A 22,579-nucleotide genomic window follows, 5' to 3' on the forward strand; every position below is an offset into this window, starting at 1 on the left:
GACCTCAGCCTTAGCGGATATTAATTAACGCGTCGAAAAGCGTGCTGGCAGTTTGCAGCACCTGGGCATTAGCCAGGTAGTACTGCTGGAAACGCTGCAGGTTGCCATACTCTTCATCGAGGTTAACCCCGGAGATCGACTGCTGTTGATTGCTCAGCTGCGTCGCCACGTTTGCCTGGGTGGTGCTGCTGGTTTTCAGCGTCGCGGTTTTGCTGCCAACGGTACTGACCAGAGAGGCATAGGAGTCGTTAAAGGTTTTGTTGCCGCCGACCACTTTGCTGCTTTGCAGATCCAGCAGCGCCTGCCCGTTGCGGTTATCACTTTCGCCACCGTCAGCGTCAGAAGCGAGAGCCAGTTTTGACTCATCGCTGATCGCCACGTCCATATTCACAATGGCGTTAACGACGGGCTTGATAACAAAGCTGTCTTTATTTTTTGCCGCACCCGATACGTTGACCGTCAGGCCATCGAAGGAGAGGTTCCCCTTACCGTCATTGGTGGCGGTGACCGTGGTTTTATCCGAGAGGCGGGTGATCTTCCAGCTGCTGCCGTCAAACTCCATCTTGTAGTCGGTGGCCTGTACTTTGGCGCTGTCTGCAACGTTGACCGTCGCGGTGACGGAGGCCGAACCGGTATTTTTGGTGTTGCCCAGCACCGCCGGGGCACCGATATCAAATAATTCGCCGCCGGCTTTGCCTTCTGGATCAAAGCCCTTCTGGTGCTGGGTGTTCATCGCGTTAGCAAAAGAGAGCGCCAGCTGGTTAAGGGTGTTGCGCGCAGCGTCGAGTTCTTCGGTACGGAAGGTCAACATTCCGCCCAGCGAGCCGCTGGTCATCAGTTTTTCCGGGATCTCGACCGGGCCTGAGGTGCCGTCAACAAACGCCACCGTGGTACGGGACGGATCGGCGCTGGACTTCACGGCCGCCAGCTGATTGGCGGTGCTGCCCTGGACCAGGTTGTAGCCATTACCGAAGGAGACGTTATAGGTGCCACTGTCCTGGACTGCGACTTCAACCCCCACGATCTGGTTCAGCTCGCTGACCAGCTGGTCACGCTGATCGAGCAGGTTGTTCGGGGAGGCCCCGGCACCCACGCCGGTCAGGCGGGAAATCTGGTCATTCAGGTTGGCAATCTGCTTAGCGTAGTTGTTGATCTGATCAACGCTGGTGCCAATCGCGGTATTGATCTGCTTATCCTGATCGCGCAGGTACTGATCGTTCACCTTGAACTGGTTCACCAGGCCATCGGCCTTGCCCAGCACCGTCTGGCGCGCAGCCGGATCTTCGGCATTGCTGACCAGGGTCTGCAGGCTGCTGAAGAAGTCCTGCAGGGTGGTGGCGAGGCTGTTGGTGCTGCCGGACAGAATGTCGTCAATTTTGGACATCTGCTGGTAACGGGTAGTCAGGGCGCTGCTCTGGTTCTGTGCGGCGCGCAGCTGGTTGGTGATGAATGAATCATATTCGCGCTGTACCCCGGAGACATACACGCCGTTGCCAACCCAACCACCGCCGGTCAGGGTGCTGTTTGAGGCGCTCAGCACCGTGGTCTGACGGGTATAGCCCGCCACGTTGTAGCTTGAAATGTTATTACTGGCGGTATTCAGCGCAGCCTGTGCCGCGCTGAGGCCACTCATGGCGCTGTTGATCAAACTGGACATGGGGGTTCCTTTTATACTTTCAGACACGAGTCCTGCTGGAGATTATCGGCAGACCCCAGCCGGACTTGAGAACTTTTCAGAACAGATTTTCGATATCGTTGCTGTACGCTTTGCTGACTTTCTCACCCATCGCTTTAAGCTGCTGGATCATGCTGGTCAACTTGCGGGCGTACTGCGGATCGGTGGCGTAGCCCGCTTTCTGCAACGCTTGTGCGCCCTGCTCTGCCGTTGCGGCCTGGGTTACTGCCGCATAGCGTGGGTTACGACTCAGCACCCCGACATAGTCTGAAAGCGCTTCCAGATAGGAGCTGTAGACGCGGAACTTAGCCTTAACCTTCTTCGCTTCACCGTTTTCATATTCGGTGGTGGTGATCTCGGTGGTTGGCCCTTTCCAGCTTCCCGAAGCCTTCACGCCAAAGATGTTGAAGCTCGGATCGCCGTTTTCACGACGGATCTGGCGTTGCCCCCAGCCGGATTCCAGCGCCGCCTGGGCCAGAATCAGGTGATGCGGCACCCCGCTCTGCTGGCTGGCAAGACGCGCCGGCAGCGAGAGCTGAGCCAGGAAGTCTTTGCTGTCGCCGGTAAGCGGCTCATCGTTACTTTCTGGCGCTTTCGGCACGGCTTTACGCACCATCTGCGTCAGGGCCTGGTTTTGATAGCTGGTCACTTTTTCCAGATCGAACTTCATCGGCACCTGCTGCGGTGCCTCTTCCGGCGGCACGCCCTGGGCGGCCGCCATCTGCTTAACGATCACATCGGCCAGCCCCAGCCCTTTGCCGGAAGTCATCTGCTGCGCAATCTGCTGGTCATACATGCTGGTGTACAGACGCGTTGAGTCGCTGCTGAAGATACCGTCTTTCGGCAGCGCCTCACGCATGCTTTTCAGCATCATCTGGACAAACATCCCTTCCACCTGGCGGGCCACCGGGCGGATATTCCCCGCCGGATCTTTGCCCGCTTTGGACTTCAGTTCGTTGAGCGACTGGGTATCCCAGGCCGCGCTGCTCAGCAGTTTGCTATCGGTCAGCATCAGATAATTTCCACTTTGGCGCGCAGACAGCCCGCGCTCTGCATGGATTGCAGAATCGACATCAGATCGATCGGTGTTGCGCCCAGCGCATTCAGCGCGCGCACCACGTTGTTCAGGTTGGCGCTGGAGCGCACGCTCTGCAGCGACCCCCCGCTCTGACGCATATCAATCTGGGTTTGCGGCGTTACCACGGTTTCGCCCCCGCCAAACGGCGTGTCCGGCTGGCTGACGTTAGCCGTGCGGTTGACGGTCACCGAGAGGTTGCCCTGCGCGACGGCACAGTTATCCAGCGTCACTTCTCGGTTCATCACCACCGAACCGGTACGGGAGTTGATGATGACTTTGGCATCCTGCGGCGTGACGTTCACCTCCATGTTCTGGATATCCGCCAGCAGGCGAACCTGATTGCTGCCTCCGGTAGAGACACGGATCTGCACCGTGCGGGCATCCAGCGCCGTGGCGCTGCCATAGCCGCGGCCGCGGTTAATGGTGTCAGCGATCTGCTGCGCCATGGTGAAGTCGTCCTGATTCAGCTGCAGGTTGATGGTGTTGCCGGACCCGAACTGAGTCGGCAGTTCACGCTCAATGATCGCCCCGTTGGTGATACGCCCGCCGTTAAGCTGGTTAACCTGCACGCTGCTGCCGCCTGCGGACGCACCTGCCCCGCCGACCAGAATGTTACCCTGGGCAAGAGCATATACCTGGCTGTCCACCCCTTTCAGCGGGGTCATCAGCAGCGTACCGCCACGCAGGCTTTTCGCGTTACCCATGGAGGAAACCACCACGTCGATGGTCTGCCCCTGGCGGGAAAAGGCCGGGTAGGAGGCAGTGACCATCACCGCCGCCACGTTTTTCAGCTGCATGTTGGTCCCGGCCGGCACCGTGATGCCGAGCTGGGAGAGCATGTTGTTCAGGCTCTGAGTGGTGAACGGGGTCTGCGTCGTCTGGTCACCCGTGCCGTCCAGCCCCACCACCAGGCCGTAACCGATCAGTGAGTTTTCCCGCACGCCCTGTACGCTTGTGAGATCGCGGATACGGTCGGCCTGGGCAACGGTTGCCACCAGCACCAACAGGATCCCGAAGAGGGATTTAAACATAGGTCACCTCGCTTACATCGGTGATAAATTAAGGAAGAAACGCTGCAACCAGCCCATATTCTGCGCTTCATTGATATAGCCGTTGCCGACGTACTCAATGCGCGCATCGGCCACCTGGGTGGACGGTACGGTGTTGGAGCCGCTGATGGTGCGAGGGTTAACCACACCCGAGAAGCGAATGAACTCAGTGCCCTGATTGATGGCGATCTGTTTTTCACCCACGACATGTAAATTGCCGTTCGCCAGCACCTGGTCAACGGTCACCGTCAGGGTGCCGCTAAAGGTATTGCTGGCATTGGCGCCGCCTTTACCGTTAAAGGAGTTGCCGCCAGAGGTCTCGACGTCGGCGCGGGCATTACCGAAGAGACCTTCGAGGTAACGCGGCACAGTATCGAAGCCAAAATTGGTCTTCCCGTCGCGGCTGGCATTCGCGGAAGAGCTCTTGCTGGCGCTGACGTTTTCCTGAAGCTGGATGGTCAGCGTGTCGCCGATATTACGCGGGCGACGGTCTTCAAACATCGGCTGATAACCGTAATTAATCGGCTGCGCTGTCTGGAAAATAGAGCCATTCGCGACCGGCGTCGGGCCAGGAATGGGTTGGGCGGAAGTCGCACCCTGCACCAGAGGTTGAGACGGTACCCAGGCGCAACCGGTAAGGGTAACGGCCAGGAGGGTCACTATCGGATAACGAATCGCCGCGAGTTTTTGCATTGCCTTCATCTTCGAAAACAGGGAGCCGGTACGGCGTGAACCGCACCGGACTGCACCTTAGAGTTGCGTCAGTTTCTGCAGCATCTGGTCGGTCGTCGACACTGCTTTACTGTTAATTTCGTACGCGCGCTGAACCTGGATCATATTCACCAGCTCTTCCGCGACGTTGACGTTTGAGGTTTCCACATACCCCTGATACAGCAGACCTGAACCGTTCAGACCCGGCGTGCTCTCGTTCGGCGCACCGGAGGACTGGGTTTCGATGTACAGGTTCTCACCGATGCTTTCCAGACCGGTGTCGTTCATAAAGGTAGTCAGGTTAAGCTGGCCAACCTGTACCGGTGCAGCCTGGCCCTGCTGGGTCACGCTTACGATCCCGTCACGCCCGATGGTAATGCTCAGGGCGTTAGCCGGAATGGTGATCGCTGGCTGTACCTGGAAACCGCCCGCCGTCACCAGCTGGCCGTTCTGATCCACCTGGAACGAGCCATCACGGGTGTAGGCCGAAGTACCGTCAGGCAGCTGCACCTGGAAGAAACCCTGGCCTTTGATCGCCACGTCTTTGCTGTTGTTGGTCTGGGACAGGTTGCCCTGGCTGTGCAGACGCTCGGTCGCCACCGAACGAACACCGGTACCAATCTGCAGACCGGATGGCAGCGTGGTCTGTTCAGACGACTGCGCACCCGGCTGGCGGATGGTCTGGTAAAGCAAATCTTCGAAAACTGCGCGCTGACGTTTAAACCCATTGGTGCTGACGTTCGCCAGGTTGTTGGCGATGACATCCATATTGGTTTGCTGCGCGTCGAGGCCCGTTTTCGCGATCCATAAAGAACTGATCATAAGAAGTCCTGTTAACTCATTGACAGCAGTTGGTTAGCTTTGCCCGCGTTTTCATCAACGCTGGAGATCACCTTCATCTGCATTTCAAAACGGCGCGCGCTGGCAATCATGTCGGTCATCGCCGCCACCGGCTTAACGTTACTGCCTTCCAGCACGCCAGACATGACGCGAATGCTCGGGTCAGCCTGTAAGGTCGCGCCACGGGTGGCCTGCGCCGCCTGGGTCAGACGGAACATACCGTCGTCGCCACGCTGCACTTCGCTGCCTTCAGCTTTGACCAGCTTCAGGCGGCCAACCGGTGCCACGGTGTTCGGCGGATCGCCCGGGTTCAGGGCCGAGATGGTCCCGTCTGCCGCGATGGTGATCTCCGAGCCTTCCGGCACGGTGATGGGACCGCCTTCGCCGATAACCGGATGTCCCTGGATGGTCAGTTGCCCGACCGCATCCACCTGGATGTTCCCGTTACGGGTGTAGCCTTCACTGCCGTCGGCCGTTTGAACCGCCAGCCAGCCGTCCTGCTGCAGCGCCACGTCGAGCGGGCGCGAGGTGTAGTCCATCTGTCCTGGCGTCATGTCGGCGCCCGGCGTGGATGCCGTGACCAGCGTACGCGTCGGCAGGGAGAGCCCTTCCACCGGGACGGCGCGCATGGCATTGAGCTGCGCACGAAAACCCGGCGTCGAGGCGTTCGCCAGGTTGCTGGCGGTGACGGCCTGCTGATTGAGCGTCTGACTGGCGGCGCCCATCGCGGTATATATTGCGTGATCCATTAAGCTATCCCGTCAGCCACTTAGCGGAGGTTAACCAGCGTGTTGAGGATCTGGTCCTGGGTTTTGATGGTCTGCGCGTTCGACTGATAGTTACGTTGCGCGACGATCATATTGACCAGCTCTTTACTCAGGTCGACGTTGGAGGCTTCCAGCGCGCCGTTGGTCAGGGTACCGAAGTTACCGGAACCCGCGGTGCCCAGCAGCGCCACGCCCGAAGACTGGGTAGCAGACCAGACGTTGTTCCCTTCAGACTGCAGGCCTTCGTTGTTAGCGAAGTTCGCCATCACGATCTGACCCAGCACCTGGCTCTGTTCGTTGGAATAGTTACCTACCACGGTACCGTCATCGTTGATCTGATAGCTCACCAGGTCGCCCGGCTTGTAGCCGTTCTGGTTGGTCGCCACGATGTTGTTCGCCCCGGTGTTCTGCTGCATGGAGTTCAGGAAGCTCAGGGAGAAAGTAACCGGCACCGCGCCGCTCAGCGCTGCGGTGGTGATGTCGATAGACGGACTGGTATTTTGGTCGTCAGCCAGGTTCCAGGTTTCTGGCGTGGTGTTCTGAGCGATGTAGTTAGTCACCCCTTGCAGGTTACCGTTGGGGTCGAAACTCATCTGCGCGGCTTTGCTGATCTTGCCATTTGCTACACTGCCGTCCTGGGTATAGAGATCCCATTTGTTGTCTGCCGTTTTCACGTAGTAGACATACATGTTGTGGGCGTTACCCTGGTTGTCGTAAACGGTGATGGTGCCTTTCTTGTTGAAGCTGTCTGAATCCGGGTTGGCGTTGGTGACGTCAAACGGAATGGTCGGCACGCTGTCGGTGGAGTTCAGGTTAATCTGCTGCGCAGCGGTGCTGGTGGCTTTTGCCGACATCAGGGTGTTTGGAATGTTGATCGCCTGCGGGTTGGCACCGGTCTGCACCGTTGGCGGGCTACCTGCTGCCGGATAGCCGGTCAGCTGCAGACCCTGCATGTTCACCAGGTTGCGGTTTTCGTCCATGCTGAACTGGCCGTTACGGCTGTAATAGACCGAACCGTTGCTGTCGAGCATGCGGAAGAAGCCGCTCTGGCTGATAGCCACATCCAGGCCACGCCCGGTGTTGGTGGTGGTACCGTCTGAAAAGTCCTGGGTGATCCCGGCGACTTTAACGCCCAGACCCACTTTGGAACCGGCGAACATATCTGCGAACGACGCGCTACCGGACTTAAAGCCATAGGTCGCGGAGTTGGCAATGTTGTTACCAATGACGTCGAGGTTAGTGGCTGCAGCATTCAGGCCGCTGACCGCTTGTGAAAAGGCCATGAGTTACTCCTGGTAATGGTTTTAAATAATCTGCCGAACTTCGTCGAGCGTGGTAGTACCGTATGTGCCGAGATCCAGCGTGTTACCGCTGCTGCTGCGGATCACGCCCTGCACCATGGCAAACTGCAGTGGCTGTGCCACCAGCTGCGTGCTGCCGCTACTGGCGGAGATGGCCACGTTGTAAGAACCGTTTGGTGCCGTGGTGCCGTCGGTCAGTGTCCCGTCCCAGGTAAAGGTGTGAACACCCGCTTTCAGCTCGCCAATATCAATGGTACGCACCACCGCACCGTTCTTATCGGTGATGGTGGCGGTCACTTTGTCCGCGCTCTGCTGCAGCTCCACACCAAACGGGGTGGTTGAGGTGGTCGTCGAGCCTTCGGCACCGCTGGTACCTGCCAGAACGGTCGAGCCCGGGATCATCACGCCATGGCCAATCAGCGTGCTGGCCTGCATCGACTGGCTGCTGTCGATCTGCCCGGAAATGGAGCCCAGCGTGGTGTTGAGTTTCTCGATGCCGCTCACCGTACTGATCTGCGCAAGCTGCGTGGTCAGTTCGTTATTCTGCATCGGGTTGGTCGGATCCTGGTTTTTCAGCTGCGCAACCAGCAGCGTCAGAAAGCTGCCCTGGAGATCGGAAGCGTTGCTTCCGGTAAGCGAGCTGCTGCCGGTGGCGCCGCTGACGCCAGTAGCAGTCGATCTGTCATTAACATTTACGGCAATGGACATTGATCTCTCCTTTACTGGCCCAGAGTGAGCGTTTTAAGCATCATGGCCTTCACGGTGTTCAGGACTTCTACGTTGGCCTGGTAGCTGCGGGACGCCGACATGGTGTTCACCATCTCACCGACCACATCCACGTTTGGCATTTTGACGTAGCCACTGGCGTCGGCCAGCGGGTTGCCCGGCTCGTACACCAGTTTGTCCGGTGCCTGGCTTTCAATCACGCTGGCCACTTTGACCCCGCCGGTTTGCGCACCCGGTGCTGCATCCACCTGGAACACCACCTGTTTGGCGCGGTAAGGTTGACCGTCCGGGCCCGCCACGCTGTCAGCGTTCGCCATGTTACTGGCGGCGACGTTCAGACGTTGGGACTGCGCGGTCAGCGCGGAACCCGCGATATCAAAGATATTGAGTAAGGCCATTACTAGTTGCCTCCCTGCAGAACGTTCATCATGCCTTTAATCTGCCCGCCGAGAACGGTCAGTCCCATCTGGTACTTGAGGCTGTTATCGGCGAACTGCGTACGCTCCCGGTCCATATCGACGGTGTTGCCGTCGAGGGATGGCTGATCGGGGATGCGATAAAGTAAATCGGTATTCGGTGTCGTCACGGTCTCTGCCGGAATATGGCGTGCAGAGGTCAGCGCAAGGGCGACACCGCTATTTTCGGCCCGACCACGCTCCATCACTTTCTTTAATTCACTGGAAAAATCGATATCGCGCGCCTGAAACCCGGGGGTATCGGCGTTAGCGATATTGGCGGCCAGAATCTCCTGACGCTGGGCGCGTAAGTTGAGCGCTTCCTGCTGAAAACGTAGCGCGGCGTCGAGTTTATCGAGCATGTCTCCTCCGCTGATGGCAAAATTTCAGTGGATAGCTTAAATCTCAACCCGTCTCCGTCATCGACGGAATAAGCGCAAAATGCGTCGCTATTTATTGCGTTGATGCCCACCCGCTACAGGTAGAATCCTGCTCATTCTGTAATCCGACGGTAACGGGCGATATGGCACTTAAACGTGGTTTGACCGCAATCCTGCTCCTCTGGAGCGCCTCCACTCTGGCGCAGGATCTTGATGCCCAGCTGACGGCGTTTTTTGCCCAGCGCCTGGCAGGGTTTAGCGATGAGGTTTCGGTGCAGATCCGCACGCCTGCCACCATGCTGCCCTCCTGTGAAATACCCGAATTCAGCGTCCCTGGAAACACCAGGCAGTGGGGCAACGTCAGCGTCACGGCACGATGTGACAATGAAAAACGGTTTATACAGGTTGCAGTTCAGGCGACGGGCGATTATGTTGTCGCGTCCCGGAACATCCCACGTGGTGCGGCCTTGCAGCCGGGTAGCGTTGCGCTGAAGCGCGGCAGACTGGATCAGCTGCCTCCGCGCACGATGCTGGATATTAACCAGGCGCAGAATGCCATTAGCTTGCGCGATCTGGTGCCCGGGCAGCCTCTGCAACTGTCGATGCTGCGCCAGGCCTGGCTCATTAAAGCCGGACAGCGGGTAATGGTGATCGCCAGCGGCGAGGGCTTTAGCGTTAACAGCGAAGGACAGGCGCTGAACAATGCGGCCGTGGCGCAAAACGCCCGCGTCAGGATGACCTCAGGTCAGGTCGTGAGCGGCACCGTCGATTCTGATGGGAATATTCTGATTAACCTATAATCTTTTTAAAGATTATGCGGCGACTGCCGATAAATCATTAACAAGTGATAATGTCAGGCGCTAACGCCGCCAACCCTCGATGAGGACAACACAATGAGCATTGATCGTACATCGCCCCTGAAGCCGGTTAGCACTGTACAACCTCGCGAACTGAATGAGACTGCTACGGCAAAAACGCGCCCGCAAAAATCGGCCGCGGCTAACAGCACCAGCGTTACGCTGAGCGATGCCCAGGCAAAACTGATGCAGCCGGGCAGCAACGATATCAACATGGAACGTGTTGAAGCGCTGAAAACCGCGATCCGTAACGGTGAGCTGAAAATGGACACCAGTAAAATCGCTGACGCGCTGATTCAGGAAGCGCAAAGTTTCTTAGAGTAATCGCCGTATGAGTCGTCTGACGGAAATTATGGATCAAATGACGGTCGTCCTAAACGACCTGAAAACGGTGATGGACGCCGAGCAACAACAGCTCTCTGCCGGGAATGTGAACGGCAGCGCGCTGCAGCGCATTACAGAAGATAAAAGCTCCCTGCTGGCAACTCTGGATTATCTGGAGCAGCAGCGCCGTACCGAACAGTCCGCGCGCCAGAGTGCCAATGATGATGTCGCCGATCGCTGGCAAACTATTACTGAAAAAACACAGCGTCTGCGCGATCTCAATCAGCATAACGGCTGGTTACTCGAGGGGCAAATCACCCGCAACCAGCAGGCGCTGGACGTGCTGAAGCCGCATCAGGAGCCGGCACTGTACGGTGCCGATGGCCAGACTTCCAGCTCACGCAGCGGCGGGAAGAAGTTTTCGATTTAATTGTTGTGAGACAGACAGAAAAAGGGGAGCACCGACAGGCGCTCCCCTTTTTTGCCTTTACGCCGTGCGGCGGGCGAACTCTTTCACCTTAAAGCCCAGCACCGCGAGAGTCGCGAAGTAGGCCACGACGCCCACCACCACCACCGCCATCAGGCGCAGCAGACGATAAGGCATGGTGCCCAGCGACCAGTCAGGCATCACGTACAGCATGCCCACCAGCGCTGCGGCCATCACCAGCACCGCAATCACCAGACGTAACAGGAAGCTCGCCCAGCCCGGCTGCGGGGTAAAAATCTGCTGCTTTCTCAGCTGCCAGTAGAGCAGCCCGGCATTCAGACAGGCTGCCAGACCGATGGAGAGCGACAGGCCGGCGTGCTTCAGTGGGCCAATAAACGCCAGGTTCATCACCTGGGTCATGATCAGGGTCACGATGGCAATCTTCACCGGCGTCTTGATGTCCTGGCGCGAGTAGAAGCCCGGGGCCAGCACTTTCACCACAATCAACCCCATCAGCCCGACGGAATAGGCCACCAGCGCCCGCTGGGTCATCAGGGCATCGAAGGCGCTAAATTTACCGTACTGGAACAAGGACACCACCAGCGGTTTCGCGAGGATCCCCAGCGCCACCGCGCTCGGCAGCGCCAGCAGGAAGCAGAGGCGTAACCCCCAGTCCATCAGACGACAGTACTCATCCTGGTTGCCGCTGGCGAAGCTGCGTGAGAGCGACGGCAGCAAAATAGTGCCCAGCGCCACCCCGAGTACCCCGGACGGGAACTCCATCAGGCGGTCGGCGTAGTACATCCAGGAGACGGAACCGGAGACCAGGAAAGAGGCGAAGATGGTGTTGATGATCAGCGAAATCTGGCTCACCGAGACGCCAAGAATGGCCGGGCCCATCTGCTTCACCACCCGCATCGCCCCGGCATCGCGCAGGTTAATGCGCGGCAGCACCAGCATGCCGATCTTTTTCAGGTGCGGCAGTTGATACGCCAGCTGCAGCACGCCGCCCACCGTCACCGCCCAGGCCAGCGCCAGCACCGGCGGATGGAAGTGCGGTGCGGCGAACAGCGCAAAGCCGATCATGCTGACGTTGAGGAACGTCGGCGCAAACGCCGGGACCGAGAAGCGGTTCCAGGTGTTAAGGATCGCCCCCGCCAGCGACGCCAGCGAGATCAGCAGAATATAGGGGAAGGTGATGCGCAACAGCTGCGAGGTCAGGGCAAATTTGTCGGCGGTATCGGCAAAGCCGGGGGCGGTGACCATGATCACCCAGGGCGCCGCCAGCATCCCGATTACCGTGACGATCGCCAGGGCGAGGGTCAGCAATCCCGAGACGTAGGAGACAAACACTTTCGTCGCGTCTTCCCCCTGCTTGCTTTTGTATTCCGCCAGAATGGGGACAAAAGCCTGGGAGAACGCGCCTTCGGCAAAGATACGGCGCAGCAGGTTAGGCAGTTTAAAAGCAACAAAAAAGGCGTCAGTCGCCATCCCTGCGCCAAAGACCCTTGCCACAATGGCGTCGCGCGCAAAGCCCAGCACGCGCGAAAACATGGTCATTGAGCTGACGGCAGCCAGCGATTTTAATAGGTTCATTAACGTGAATTTCCACTACCAGACGGCAAAACGCCTGCAAAGCAGGCGTGATTCTCGCCGGGTGGCGCTGCGCTTACCCGGCCTACAAGACAATAAAAGCGCCTAGTCTACTCGTAAAAAAACGAATTGCTATGGGCAGATGTTACAGCGGGTTATTCGCTCATGGCATCGCGCCAGAGCTTCTCCACGATACGCTGGGCGCGGATCGCCTGTTCACCCGCGGTTTCAGGAACCGTCTGATTTTGCACGCATTCGATGAAGTGACGCGCGCAGCCCGCAAAGCCGCGCTGTTCAAGAGTACTCTGCCAGCCCGGGATGGCCGGCGTAACGACACCTGCGCCGCGCTCTTCACGCCACTCGCGCATGTCGGTGATGTCCAGCAGCGCGCCGTCTGTTACCGCCTGGATCCACTCGCGCTGGCTGCCCGCCCGGCGGTGCATGGAGGTGGTGATCTGTAGATTGCCCGCACTGAAATGGTGCTCGGCATAGACCATCGCCCCCTGCTCGTTGGTTTGCAGCGTGCCGCCGGTCAGTTGGACATTATCGCCCGCCAGCCACAGGGCAGTGTCCACCACGTGCAGATAATCATCCAGCAGGGTAAAGCGCAGATCGTTGGGCCCGATGCTGTCGGCGCGGTGTTTATCCATCCGCAGCGAGGCCGCATCGTTCAGCTGCGTTTTCAGCTGCTGGTAGAGCGGCGCGAAGCGGCGGTTAAAGCCGACCATCAGGGTGAGCTTCTTCCGCGCCGCGAGCTCAATCAGGCGCTCGGCGTCGGCCAGGTTGTCAGCCAGCGGTTTATCGACGCAAACATGAACACCGGCATGCAGCAGCTCGCTGACCACCTGATAGTGGGTGACGGTGGAGGTGTGGACAAAGACCACATCACACTCCCGGGCCAGATCCTGTAACGATGAATAATAAGGCATGCGTACGGACTCGCAGATCCTTAGCGCCTTATCCCGCGACGGCGACCAGGCGCCCTGTAACGTCCAGTCTGTCGCGGCGCTCAGCACCGGCAACCATGCTTTCTGCGCGATACCGCCCAGCCCTACAACGCCTACACGTAATTTTGCCACCGTTAATCCCCCAGATGTGCCAGCAGCGAATCGAGTCGCTGTTTCAATTCTTCGACTTCATTCTCCAGCGCCTCAACGCGGGCCAGCAAGGTTTCATCCGCAACCGGCGCTGCGGCCTCTGACGTCGCAACAGAGGTATCAACCTCGCCGCTGAAGAGGTGCATATAGCGGCTTTCGCGCTTGCCCGGCTCGCGCGCCAGACGCAGGACAAAGGGTCCATCTTCCCGGGCAGCAAGCCCCTCAAGCGCCTGCTCTACCTCCTGCATATCGGCGAACTCGTGCATGCGCGCGGCTCGGGTACGCAGCTCGCCGGGCGTCTGCGCCCCACGCAGCAGCAGAGTGGCGATCAGCGCCACTTCGGCAGAGTTCAGCTTCAGGGCACCAAACTCGGAGTTGCAAAAACGCTGCTCATATTTGGTAACGCGATTGCCAAAGCCGCTGACGGTGCGCAGATAGTGGCGTTTAACCAGCGCATCAAGCAGATCCTGCACCTCATGATCGGCGAGGTTCATCACCGGTTCACGGTTGGTTTTCTGATTACAGGCCAGGGTCACTGCATTCACCGAGAGCGGATACTGTTCCGGCGTGGTGACCTGTTTTTCCAGCAGACAGCCAATGACGCGCGCTTCTGTGGCGGTTAATTGGTATTTCATCTCTGTTCCTTAGCGCCCCGCGCTCCACTCTTTGGTTGTCAGCGCCGTCAGGACATGATCGCGCCATTCGCCATCAATCAGCAGATAGTCTTTGGCGTAGCCCTCTTTTTCGAACCCGAGGCGCGCCAGCAGATCCCCGCTGCGCTGATTGTGCGGCATGTAGTTGGCCATAATGCGGTGCATATGCTGGGTACGCTGCATATAGCGGATTGCCGAGGTTAAGGCCTCAAACATCAGCCCCTGCCCCTGCCATTTTTGTCCGATGGAGTAGCCCAGATAGCAGGCGTGAAACGATCCCCGCACCACGTTAGAAAAGTTGGCGATCCCAACGATCTCTTTCTCATCAGGATCGAGCAGGGCAAAATAGAACGCCGAACCCTGCTTGTGGAACTCGGCAATCATGCTCAGCCGGGCCTGCCAGCCGGAAGGATAACAGTGGCTTTCATCCCGCACGGGTTCCCAGGGTTTTAAAAACTGACGATTCTCGGCGTAGTAGTCCGCCAGACGCCAGGCATCACGCTCATGAACCAGACGAACCACCAGCCGGTCAGTCGTGAGGCGCACTTTCGGCACATTACTGCGATAGCCAAACATGGATACAACTCCTTCCTGTTACAACCTTGACCCGTTAGCTTTACTATACCTGCGCCGTTGCCGTCTGGGAAAACAGTGACATACCATTTTGAAGACTTTTCACATTTTTCGATGAAAAGCCTCAATCAAAGTACCCTTTTGATAAAAAAATATTGTCGCCTGCGCTGTGGGAAAAACTCCGGCGAAACCGCAGAATATTAGCGCGCTTATCATCTTTATTCCCCTGGAGGGGAAATGTCCCGTATCTCACAGGCCCGGAGTCTGGGTAAGTACTTCCTGCTCGTCGATAACATGCTGGTTGTGCTCGGCTTTTTTGTCGTTTTCCCGCTTATTTCGATTCGCTTTGTCGATCAGATAGGCTGGGCGGCGCTAATGGTCGGCATTGCCCTGGGGCTGCGCCAGTTCGTTCAGCAGGGGCTGGGGGTGTTTGGCGGCGCAATTGCCGACCGCTTCGGCGCTAAACCGATGATCGTCACCGGTATGCTGCTGCGGGCGGCGGGGTTTGCCACCATGGCGATCGCCCATGAACCCTGGCTGCTGTGGGTCTCCTGCTTTATCTCCGGTCTTGGCGGCACGCTGTTCGACCCACCGCGCACGGCCTTAGTGGTCAAACTGATCCGCCCTCAGCATCGCGGACGTTTTTTCTCCCTGCTAATGATGCAGGACAGCGCCGGGGCGGTGGTGGGCGCGCTGCTGGGCAGCTGGCTGCTACAGTATGATTTTCGTCTGGTCTGCGCCACGGGCGCGGTGCTGTTTATCCTCTGCGCGGCCTTCAACGCCTGGCTGCTGCCCGCCTGGAAACTCTCCACCGTCAAAGCGCCGGTGCGTGAGGGGCTGGATCGGGTCTGGCGCGATAAACGCTTTATCACCTATGTGCTGACCCTGGCGGGCTATTACATGCTGGGAGTGCAGGTGATGCTGATGCTGCCGATCATGGTTAACGATGTGGCGGGCTCCCCGGCGGCGGTCAAATGGATGTACGCCATTGAGGCCTGTCTCTCCCTGACCCTGCTCTACCCCATTGCCCGCTGGAGCGAGAAACGATTCCGCCTCGAGCACCGCCTGATGGCGGGCCTGCTGCTGATGTCCCTGAGCATGCTGCCCATCGGGATGGTGAGTTCTCTGCAGCAGCTGTTTATGCTGATCTGCACTTTCTATATCGGCTCGATTATTGCCGAACCGGCCCGCGAAACCCTGAGCGCCGAGCTGGCCGACCCGCGTGCGCGGGGCAGCTATATGGGTTTCAGCCGACTCGGGCTGGCGATTGGCGGTGCGCTGGGGTATGCCGGGGGCGGCTGGTTGTTCGATGCCGGAAAAGCCTTCCACCAGCCTGAGCTGCCGTGGGTGATGCTGGCCTTAATCGGCGTGATCACCTTCTTTGCGCTGGGCTGGCAGTTCAGCCATAAACGCCGCGTGCCCGGCATGCTGGAGCCTGGCGCCTGATCGATACCGCAGACGGATATCAGTTTTTTCTGCTGGTCTGACTCACTCTCCCCTGACATACTGGCGCGTCAGGATTGAAGCGCTGACATTATGTCGAGGAAAACCATGAAGAAGATCGTTATTGCCACTGCGTTGATCGTCAGCGGCCTGCTGGTTGGTTGTAATCAGCTCACCCAGTACACCGTCAGTGAACAGGAGATCAACCAGGCACTGCAAAAGCGCAATAACTTTGCGAAAGATATTGGCGTTCCGGGCGTGGCGGATGCGCATATTGTCCTGAGCAACCTTGCCAGCCAGATTGGCCGCGAGGAGCCGAATAAAGTGATGCTCTCCGGGGATGCCAGCCTGGACATGAACTCGCTGTTCGGTAGCCAGAAAGCCAATATCAAACTGAAATTAAAAGCGCTGCCGGTCTTCAATAAAGATCAGGGCGCCATCTATCTGCAGCAGATGGAGATCACCGACGCCGTGGTGTCGCCGGACAAGATGAAGCCGGTTCTGCAAACCCTGATGCCCTACCTGAACCAGTCACTGCAGAATTACTTTAATCATCAGCCGGCCTACATCCTGAGCGAAGATAACAGCAAGGGTGAAGCGCTGGCGAAAAAATACGCTAAAGGCATCGAAGTGAAGCCGGGTGAGATTGTTATCCCCTTCGTCGATTAACCTCCAGGGCGCTCCGGCGCCCTTTTTTTTGCGGAAAAGAGTGCAAACGAAAACGTTTCCCCCTATCCTTTGTGTCCGGCAAAAATCATCTCACTCAGCCGGAGCCTATCCATGACTGCACCATCCCAGGTTTTGAAAATTCGCCGCCCAGACGACTGGCATATCCATCTTCGCGATGGCGATATGCTGAATACCGTCGTGCCTTATACCAGTGAAATCTATGGCCGCGCGATTGTTATGCCAAACCTGGTGCCGCCCGTCACCACGGTCGATGCGGCGATTGCCTATCGCCAGCGCATTCTTGACGCCGTGCCTGCCGGTCACGATTTTACCCCGCTGATGACCTGTTATCTGACCGACACGCTCGATCCTAATGAGATTGAACGCGGCTTTAACGAAGGGGTCTTTACTGCCGCCAAACTCTACCCGGCCAACGCCACCACTAACTCCAGCCACGGCGTGACCAGCATTGATGCCATTATGCCGGTGCTGGAGCGTATGGAGAAACTGGGGATGCCGCTGCTGGTGCATGGCGAAGTGACCCATGCCGAGATCGATATCTTCGACCGTGAAGCGCGCTTCATCGACACCGTGATGGAGCCGCTGCGTCAGCGCCTGCCGGGTCTGAAAGTGGTGTTTGAGCACATCACCACCAAAGATGCAGCCGAGTACGTGCGCGATGGCAACGAGCTTCTGGCTGCCACCATCACCCCTCAGCACCTGATGTTCAACCGCAACCACATGCTGGTGGGCGGCGTGCGCCCTCACCTCTACTGCCTGCCCATCCTCAAACGCAATATCCACCAGCAGGCGCTGCGTGAACTGGTCGCCAGCGGCTTTGAGCGCGCCTTCCTCGGCACCGACTCCGCCCCGCACGCCCGTCATCGCAAAGAGGCCAGCTGCGGCTGTGCAGGCTGCTTTAACGCCCCTACGGCGCTGGCCAGCTATGCCCAGGTGTTTGACGAGATGAACGCCCTGCAGCACTTTGAGGCCTTCTGCTCCCTGAACGGCCCTCGCTTCTACGGCCTGCCGGTCAATGAAACCTTCGTTGAACTGGTACGCGAAGAGAGCAGCGTGGTGGATTCTATTGCGCTGACGGATGACACCCTGATCCCGTTCCTCGCGGGTGAAACCGTGCACTGGACGGTAAAACGCTAAAAATTGTTGGCCCCCTGTTGTAAGTTCAATAATATAACTGTATAAATAACCAGTATATTACACAGGGGGCAACTATGCGTATCGAAGTGACCATTGCCAGAACAACTGCTTTGCCTGCCGGCGCGCTGGATGCGCTGGCGGGTGAATTATCCCGCCGTATAAATGACTCCTTCCCCGAACGCGAAGGTGCTGTCACCGTGCGTTATGCCGGGTCAAACAATCTGTCGGTCATCGGTGGCGCTAAAGAAGATAAAGCGCGCATCAGCGAAATTTTACAGGAAACCTGGGAGAGCGCTGACGACTGGTTTATTACCGATTAATTTTATCCCTCTTTGTTTTTTTTGCCGGGTCGCCCCGGCTTTTTTTCGTCTGTTCAACGTTAGTACGAATAATCTGACTGACTTCCTCAAAAATCATCAGCAAGATGATGTTTTAATGTTCAAACAATCCTAAAACGCACAAATTTGTTGTGCTGCCTGTTTCTTTTTCCCTTCAGAAGCCTTATTTATTGATATACTGAAATTGCTTCAGAAAAACACGCATTGAACCTCACAGTCGTTGTCTTTTAACACGTATTCAGGGGGTTATGATGGAAAAGAATAATGAAGTCATCCAGACACATCCGCTTGTTGGCTGGGATATCAGCACTGTAGATAGCTACGACGCACTGATGCTGCGTTTGCATTACCAGACCCCAAATCACCCTGACACCGAAGAAGCGGAAGTTGGGCAAACGCTATGGTTAACAACAGACGTCGCACGTCAGTTTATTTCTATTTTAGAAGCCGGTATTGCAAAAATAGAATCCAGTGACTACCAGGCAAATGAGTACCGGCGACATTAATGTCATGTCTAAACCTCACCCAAAAAGGCACCTTACGGTGCCTCATTTATTTCGGCCTTGTATAACCGTCACGTCTTAATTACCCTGCTAAGCAACGAAACGCGTAAAGAGAATCTGATGAAATACGATTTAATTATTATTGGCAGCGGATCTGTCGGTGCAGCGGCAGGTTATTACGCAACACGCGCCGGTCAAAACGTCCTGATGATCGATGCCCATATGCCGCCCCACACCGAAGGAAGCCATCACGGCGACACCCGCCTGATGCGTCACGCTTACGGGGAAGGTGAACGCTATGTGCCGCTGGTTTTACGCGCGCAGGCGCTGTGGGATGAGCTGGCCGACATCAGCGGCGAACCGGTCTTCGAACGCACGGGGGTGGTCAATCTGGGACCGTCCGATTCCTCGTTCCTGGCAACCGTTGAGCAGAGCGCCCGCCAGTTCAATCTTAATCTTGAGCGGCTGGACGCGGCGGCGGTGATGAAGCGCTGGCCTGAAATCCAGGTTCCTGAGGGTTATATCGGTCTGTTTGAGGCCGAGTCCGGGGTCCTGCGCAGCGAGCTGGCGATCAAAACCTGGATTGCGCTGGCGAAAGAGGCGGGCTGCGCGCAGCTGTTTAACTGCCCGGTCACCGCCATTTCCCATCAGGACGACGGCGTCACCGTCGAAACCCCGGAGGGTCCGTATCGTGCGGATCGCCTGCTGGTAAGCGCCGGTACCTGGGTATCGCGTCTGGTGCCCGGCCTGCCGATCCAGCCGGTGCGCAAGGTCTTCTCCTGGTTCCAGTCCGACGGGCGTTACAGTCATCAGAATCGCTTCCCGGCCTTTACCGGCGAGCTGCCTGACGGAGATCAGTTCTACGGCTTCCCGTCAGAGAAAGATGCGCTGAAGATCGGCAAACACAACGGCGGGCAGGTTATCAACTCCCCGGAAGAGCGCAAACCGTTCGGTGCCTGGCCTGGCGACGGCTCCGAAGCATTCAAGTTCCTGCGCAACGTGTTGCCGGGTATCGGCGGCCTGTTATACGGGGCAGCCTGCACCTATGACAACACGCCGGACGAAGACTTCATCATCGATACCCTGCCGGGCCATGATAATACGCTGCTGATCGCCGGCCTGAGCGGCCACGGGTTCAAATTTGCCAGCGTGCTGGGTGAGATTGCCGCGCAATTCTCACAGCAGATCGCCCCGCCGTTTGATCTCACGCCTTTCTCCCTGTCGCGCTTTAGCCGATAATGCTGTCAGGCTTCGGGTTGCCGAAGCCTTTCATCATCTCCATTACCGGTATCCTCATGCGTCGTATTGTTAATTATGTGGTCAATAATATTCGCGAGCATCTGATGCTCTATATTGTGCTGTGGTCGTTACTGGCGATCCTCGATATTCTGTACATTGTATTTTTCTGATGAGACATATTGACAAAAACTGACGATTCTTAAGATAACTATAATTTCACAATAAATTATTTGAACATTATAAAATCGTCATAACCCGCCTTAAATCAGCCTGTATCACAAAGTATTAACAGCTATATTGACCATCATTACTTATTTTGATTCAAAATAATTGAACAACTAAAATTAATAATGAATATCTGTAAATATCATTTGCATTAATGTTTCCTCCACGCCATTTTGAGCGCTTACTTATTAATGACGGTATTCACAATGCAGGTGCGTAATTCCCCCACACGCTATGGCGTTATTTCCATGAGTTTACACTGGCTAATGGCTATTGCGGTGTATGGCATGTTTGGCCTTGGATTATGGATGGTGACCCTCAGCTATTACGATGGTTGGTATCACCAGGCACCAGAGCTGCACAAAAGCATCGGTTTTATGCTGATGCTGGCGCTGGTGGTGCGTCTGCTGTGGCGCCGTTTTTCCCCGGTGCCGCCGGCGCTGAAAAGCCAGTCGCGCGTCACGCGTCTGAGCGCCGCAGCCGCGCATTTTGCCCTGTATGCGGTGCTGTTCGCCATTCTCATCAGCGGCTATTTAATTTCCACCGCCGACGGCAAGCCGATCAGCGTCTTTGGCCTGTTTGACGTCCCTGCCCTGCTGGCGGATGCCGGGGCGCAGGCCGATCTGGCTGGGACCGTCCACCTGTGGCTGGCCTGGGGCGTGGTCTCGTTATCTGCACTGCATGGTCTTGCGGCCATCAAACACCACTTTATCGACAAAGACGCCACCCTGACACGAATGTTGGGCAAAGCGTCACCTGACTCTGGAGCATAAAATGAAAAAAAGCCTGCTGGGATTAACCTTAGGTTCTCTGCTGTTCACCACCGGCGCCGCGGTGGCAGCCGACTACAAAATTGATAAACAAGGTCAGCACGCCTTTGTGAATTTCCGCATCCAGCATCTGGGCTACAGCTGGCTGTATGGCACCTTCAAGGATTTCGACGGCTCCTTCACCTTTGATGAGGGTAATCCGGCGGCCGATAAGGTCAACGTGACCCTGAATACCAACAGCCTGGATACCAACCACGCCGAGCGCGATAAGCACCTGCGCAGCGCAGATTTCCTCAACGTGGCGAAATACCCGCAGGCGACCTTTACCTCGACCGAGGTGAAGAAGGATGGCGAGGGTCTGGATATCACTGGCGATCTGACGCTGAACGGCGTAACCAAGCCGGTTAAGCTGGATGCAAAACTGATTGGTCAGGGTGATGACCCGTGGGGCGGCAAACGTGCCGGGTTTGAAGCGACAGGCAAAATCCACCTGAAAGACTTTAACATCACCACCGATCTGGGTCCGGCGTCGCAGGACGTGGAGCTGATTATTTCGGTGGAAGGGGTACAGCAGAAGTAATGCCCTCGCCCGGTCAGCATGGCGCGACCGGGCAAGGTTACAGGGTTACTCCGGGTCAGGAATACCCAGGCGGGTGTTCAGACGCCCACGCGATTTATTAAAGATCTTATTGCCGTTCTCGCGGCCCGCACGGCGGCGGCGCTGCTCCTCTTCCGGCAACATACTCTCCTCGCTACACAGCTCGCTGCAGCAGCCGTTGAACTTCTCGGCGCAGGCAGGGCACTGAATAAACAGCAGGTGACAGCCGTCGTTTTTGCAGTTGGTATGGGTGTCGCAGGCGGTGCCGCACTGATGGCAGTGGGCGATCACATCGTCAGAGATACGCTCCCCCATCCGCTCGTCAAAGACGAAGTTCTTGCCGATAAAACGCACCGGCAGCCCCTGTTCACGCGCGCGACGGGCATACTCAATGATCCCGCCCTCGATATGCCAGACTTTATTGAAGCCCTGATGCTTCATGTATGCGCTGGCTTTTTCGCAGCGGATCCCCCCGGTGCAGTACATGACAATTTTCTTGTCCTTATGCTCCTGCATCATCTCAACCGCTTTAGGCAACTGCTCGCGGAAGGTGTCTGCCGGGATTTCAAGCGCGTTTTCAAAATGGCCCACTTCATATTCGTAGTGGTTACGCATATCGATAAACACGGCGTCGGGATCGTCGAGCATGGCGTTAACGTCGGCCGCTTTCAGGTACTCACCCACATCGCTGGCGTCAAACGTCGGGTCGTCAATGCCGTCGGCCACAATGCGTTCGCGCACTTTCAGGCGCAGCACCCAGAAAGATTTGCCGTCATCGTCGAGGGCAACGTTCAGGCGCAGGCCGTCCAGCGCCGGGTCAAAGGCGTACAGGAAATCACGCAGGGCCTCGACGTTGCTTTCAGGCACGCTGATTTGCGCATTGATACCTTCGTGCGCCAGATAGATGCGGCCAAAGACGTTCAGGGCAGTTAACGCCTTATACAGTGCGTCACGCGTGGCCTGTGGGTTAACGACGGTGAAATATTTATAGAACGAGATCGTCGTGCGCGGCTCGGTTTCAGCTAACATGCGCGCTTTCAGCTCTTCGTTCGAAATGAGGTTGTGTAACACTGGCATGGTGTACGGTTCCTGCAATCGTAGTGAGAATGAAAATCGGGCGGCATCATATA

The 22,579-nt window shown here is 57.2% G+C and carries 27 protein-coding genes; 12 read left to right on the forward strand and 15 right to left on the reverse strand.

Annotated features, from left to right (window positions below):
* Positions 1 to 10 precede the first annotated feature (10 nt).
* From flgK to flgB, 10 genes are all read right to left on the reverse strand, one after another.
* The gene (flgK, locus tag LRS40_RS21515) at positions 11 to 1,657 is read right to left on the reverse strand and encodes a flagellar hook-associated protein FlgK (RefSeq protein ID WP_231312629.1); all 1,647 of its coding nucleotides are present in this window, start codon (positions 1,655 to 1,657) and stop codon (positions 11 to 13) included.
* A 76-nt stretch (positions 1,658 to 1,733) separates the two neighbouring features.
* A complete protein-coding gene (flgJ, locus tag LRS40_RS21520) occupies positions 1,734 to 2,687 on the reverse strand; it encodes a flagellar assembly peptidoglycan hydrolase FlgJ (RefSeq protein WP_142489069.1) in 954 nt (317 codons plus the stop codon).
* Positions 2,687 to 3,784, reverse strand: a complete 1,098-nt coding sequence (locus LRS40_RS21525) for a flagellar basal body P-ring protein FlgI (protein WP_156263457.1) — start codon at positions 3,782 to 3,784, stop codon at positions 2,687 to 2,689. Before LRS40_RS21525 ends, flgJ begins: the two co-directional genes overlap by 1 nt.
* A 12-nt stretch (positions 3,785 to 3,796) precedes the next feature.
* Positions 3,797 to 4,495, reverse strand: a complete 699-nt coding sequence (gene flgH / locus LRS40_RS21530) for a flagellar basal body L-ring protein FlgH (RefSeq protein ID WP_106992723.1) — start codon at positions 4,493 to 4,495, stop codon at positions 3,797 to 3,799.
* Between the two features lie 57 nt (positions 4,496 to 4,552).
* The gene (flgG, locus tag LRS40_RS21535) at positions 4,553 to 5,335 is read right to left on the reverse strand and encodes a flagellar basal-body rod protein FlgG (protein ID WP_231312630.1); all 783 of its coding nucleotides are present in this window, start codon (positions 5,333 to 5,335) and stop codon (positions 4,553 to 4,555) included.
* A gap of 11 nt (positions 5,336 to 5,346) precedes the next feature.
* Positions 5,347 to 6,102 carry a flagellar basal body rod protein FlgF gene (locus LRS40_RS21540; protein ID WP_142489067.1) on the reverse strand — a complete coding sequence of 252 codons (756 nt, stop codon included), beginning with the start codon at positions 6,100 to 6,102 and terminating at the stop codon, positions 5,347 to 5,349.
* 20 nt (positions 6,103 to 6,122) lie between these two features.
* A complete protein-coding gene (gene flgE, locus LRS40_RS21545; protein ID WP_156263455.1) occupies positions 6,123 to 7,403 on the reverse strand; it encodes a flagellar hook protein FlgE in 1,281 nt (426 codons plus the stop codon).
* Between the two features lie 21 nt (positions 7,404 to 7,424).
* Positions 7,425 to 8,129, reverse strand: a complete 705-nt coding sequence (gene flgD, locus LRS40_RS21550; protein ID WP_142489065.1) for a flagellar hook assembly protein FlgD — start codon at positions 8,127 to 8,129, stop codon at positions 7,425 to 7,427.
* An 11-nt stretch (positions 8,130 to 8,140) separates the two neighbouring features.
* Positions 8,141 to 8,545, reverse strand: a complete 405-nt coding sequence (gene flgC / locus LRS40_RS21555; protein WP_142489064.1) for a flagellar basal body rod protein FlgC — start codon at positions 8,543 to 8,545, stop codon at positions 8,141 to 8,143.
* A 2-nt stretch (positions 8,546 to 8,547) separates the two neighbouring features.
* A complete protein-coding gene (gene flgB, locus LRS40_RS21560) occupies positions 8,548 to 8,964 on the reverse strand; it encodes a flagellar basal body rod protein FlgB (protein ID WP_142489063.1) in 417 nt (138 codons plus the stop codon).
* A gap of 161 nt (positions 8,965 to 9,125) precedes the next feature.
* Between flgB and flgA the strand changes: the two genes are divergently transcribed.
* The 3 genes from flgA (at position 9,126) to flgN (ending at position 10,593) form a co-directional block, all read left to right on the forward strand.
* Positions 9,126 to 9,782 (forward strand): flagellar basal body P-ring formation chaperone FlgA, encoded by a 657-nt coding sequence (gene flgA, locus LRS40_RS21565; RefSeq protein WP_231312631.1) that lies wholly within the window; start codon positions 9,126 to 9,128, stop codon positions 9,780 to 9,782.
* Positions 9,783 to 9,875: 93 nt separating this feature from the next.
* Entirely contained in the window at positions 9,876 to 10,163 is a 288-nt protein-coding gene (gene flgM, locus LRS40_RS21570; protein WP_231312632.1) for a flagellar biosynthesis anti-sigma factor FlgM, read from the forward strand.
* Between the two features lie 7 nt (positions 10,164 to 10,170).
* Positions 10,171 to 10,593, forward strand: coding sequence for a flagella biosynthesis chaperone FlgN (flgN, locus tag LRS40_RS21575; protein ID WP_142489060.1), 423 nt, complete (start codon positions 10,171 to 10,173; stop codon positions 10,591 to 10,593).
* Between the two features lie 57 nt (positions 10,594 to 10,650).
* Here flgN and murJ read toward each other — a convergent pair whose 3' ends face one another.
* The 4 genes from murJ to rimJ form a co-directional block, all read right to left on the reverse strand.
* Positions 10,651 to 12,186 (reverse strand): murein biosynthesis integral membrane protein MurJ, encoded by a 1,536-nt coding sequence (gene murJ / locus LRS40_RS21580; protein WP_142489059.1) that lies wholly within the window; start codon positions 12,184 to 12,186, stop codon positions 10,651 to 10,653.
* A 152-nt stretch (positions 12,187 to 12,338) separates the two neighbouring features.
* The gene (locus LRS40_RS21585) at positions 12,339 to 13,262 is read right to left on the reverse strand and encodes a Gfo/Idh/MocA family protein (protein ID WP_231312633.1); all 924 of its coding nucleotides are present in this window, start codon (positions 13,260 to 13,262) and stop codon (positions 12,339 to 12,341) included.
* 2 nt (positions 13,263 to 13,264) lie between these two features.
* On the reverse strand, positions 13,265 to 13,915 hold the full coding sequence (locus tag LRS40_RS21590; RefSeq protein ID WP_231312634.1) for a YceH family protein: 651 nt from the start codon (positions 13,913 to 13,915) through the stop codon (positions 13,265 to 13,267).
* Positions 13,916 to 13,924: 9 nt separating this feature from the next.
* Positions 13,925 to 14,509, reverse strand: a complete 585-nt coding sequence (rimJ, locus tag LRS40_RS21595) for a ribosomal protein S5-alanine N-acetyltransferase (RefSeq protein ID WP_142489056.1) — start codon at positions 14,507 to 14,509, stop codon at positions 13,925 to 13,927.
* Between the two features lie 234 nt (positions 14,510 to 14,743).
* Between rimJ and mdtH the strand changes: the two genes are divergently transcribed.
* The 9 genes from mdtH to LRS40_RS21640 all read left to right on the forward strand — a co-directional run bounded on the left by mdtH (position 14,744) and on the right by LRS40_RS21640 (position 21,431).
* Entirely contained in the window at positions 14,744 to 15,952 is a 1,209-nt protein-coding gene (gene mdtH, locus LRS40_RS21600; protein WP_231312635.1) for a multidrug efflux MFS transporter MdtH, read from the forward strand.
* Between the two features lie 105 nt (positions 15,953 to 16,057).
* Complete coding sequence (locus LRS40_RS21605) at positions 16,058 to 16,618, forward strand: lipoprotein (protein ID WP_156263448.1); 561 nt, start codon at positions 16,058 to 16,060, stop codon at positions 16,616 to 16,618.
* A gap of 111 nt (positions 16,619 to 16,729) precedes the next feature.
* Entirely contained in the window at positions 16,730 to 17,776 is a 1,047-nt protein-coding gene (pyrC, locus tag LRS40_RS21610; RefSeq protein WP_231312636.1) for a dihydroorotase, read from the forward strand.
* Positions 17,777 to 17,850: 74 nt separating this feature from the next.
* Positions 17,851 to 18,096 (forward strand): DNA damage-inducible protein I, encoded by a 246-nt coding sequence (gene dinI / locus LRS40_RS21615; RefSeq protein WP_156263446.1) that lies wholly within the window; start codon positions 17,851 to 17,853, stop codon positions 18,094 to 18,096.
* Between the two features lie 269 nt (positions 18,097 to 18,365).
* Positions 18,366 to 18,620, forward strand: a complete 255-nt coding sequence (gene bssS, locus LRS40_RS21620; protein WP_142489051.1) for a biofilm formation regulator BssS — start codon at positions 18,366 to 18,368, stop codon at positions 18,618 to 18,620.
* A gap of 117 nt (positions 18,621 to 18,737) precedes the next feature.
* The gene (gene solA / locus LRS40_RS21625; protein WP_231312637.1) at positions 18,738 to 19,856 is read left to right on the forward strand and encodes an N-methyl-L-tryptophan oxidase; all 1,119 of its coding nucleotides are present in this window, start codon (positions 18,738 to 18,740) and stop codon (positions 19,854 to 19,856) included.
* A gap of 56 nt (positions 19,857 to 19,912) precedes the next feature.
* Entirely contained in the window at positions 19,913 to 20,026 is a 114-nt protein-coding gene (locus LRS40_RS21630) for a YceO family protein (RefSeq protein ID WP_142489049.1), read from the forward strand.
* A 261-nt stretch (positions 20,027 to 20,287) separates the two neighbouring features.
* Positions 20,288 to 20,854, forward strand: coding sequence for a cytochrome b (locus tag LRS40_RS21635; RefSeq protein WP_156263444.1), 567 nt, complete (start codon positions 20,288 to 20,290; stop codon positions 20,852 to 20,854).
* A 1-nt stretch (position 20,855) separates the two neighbouring features.
* A complete protein-coding gene (locus LRS40_RS21640; protein ID WP_231312638.1) occupies positions 20,856 to 21,431 on the forward strand; it encodes a YceI family protein in 576 nt (191 codons plus the stop codon).
* Positions 21,432 to 21,476: 45 nt separating this feature from the next.
* Here the strand turns inward: LRS40_RS21640 and LRS40_RS21645 are convergent, their stop codons facing one another.
* Positions 21,477 to 22,526 (reverse strand): rhodanese-related sulfurtransferase, encoded by a 1,050-nt coding sequence (locus LRS40_RS21645; protein ID WP_231312639.1) that lies wholly within the window; start codon positions 22,524 to 22,526, stop codon positions 21,477 to 21,479.
* Between the last annotated feature and the right edge of the window lie 53 nt (positions 22,527 to 22,579).

The sequence above is a fragment of the Leclercia sp. G3L genome (assembly GCF_021117075.1).
Classification (GTDB): domain Bacteria; phylum Pseudomonadota; class Gammaproteobacteria; order Enterobacterales; family Enterobacteriaceae; genus Enterobacter; species Enterobacter adecarboxylatus_C.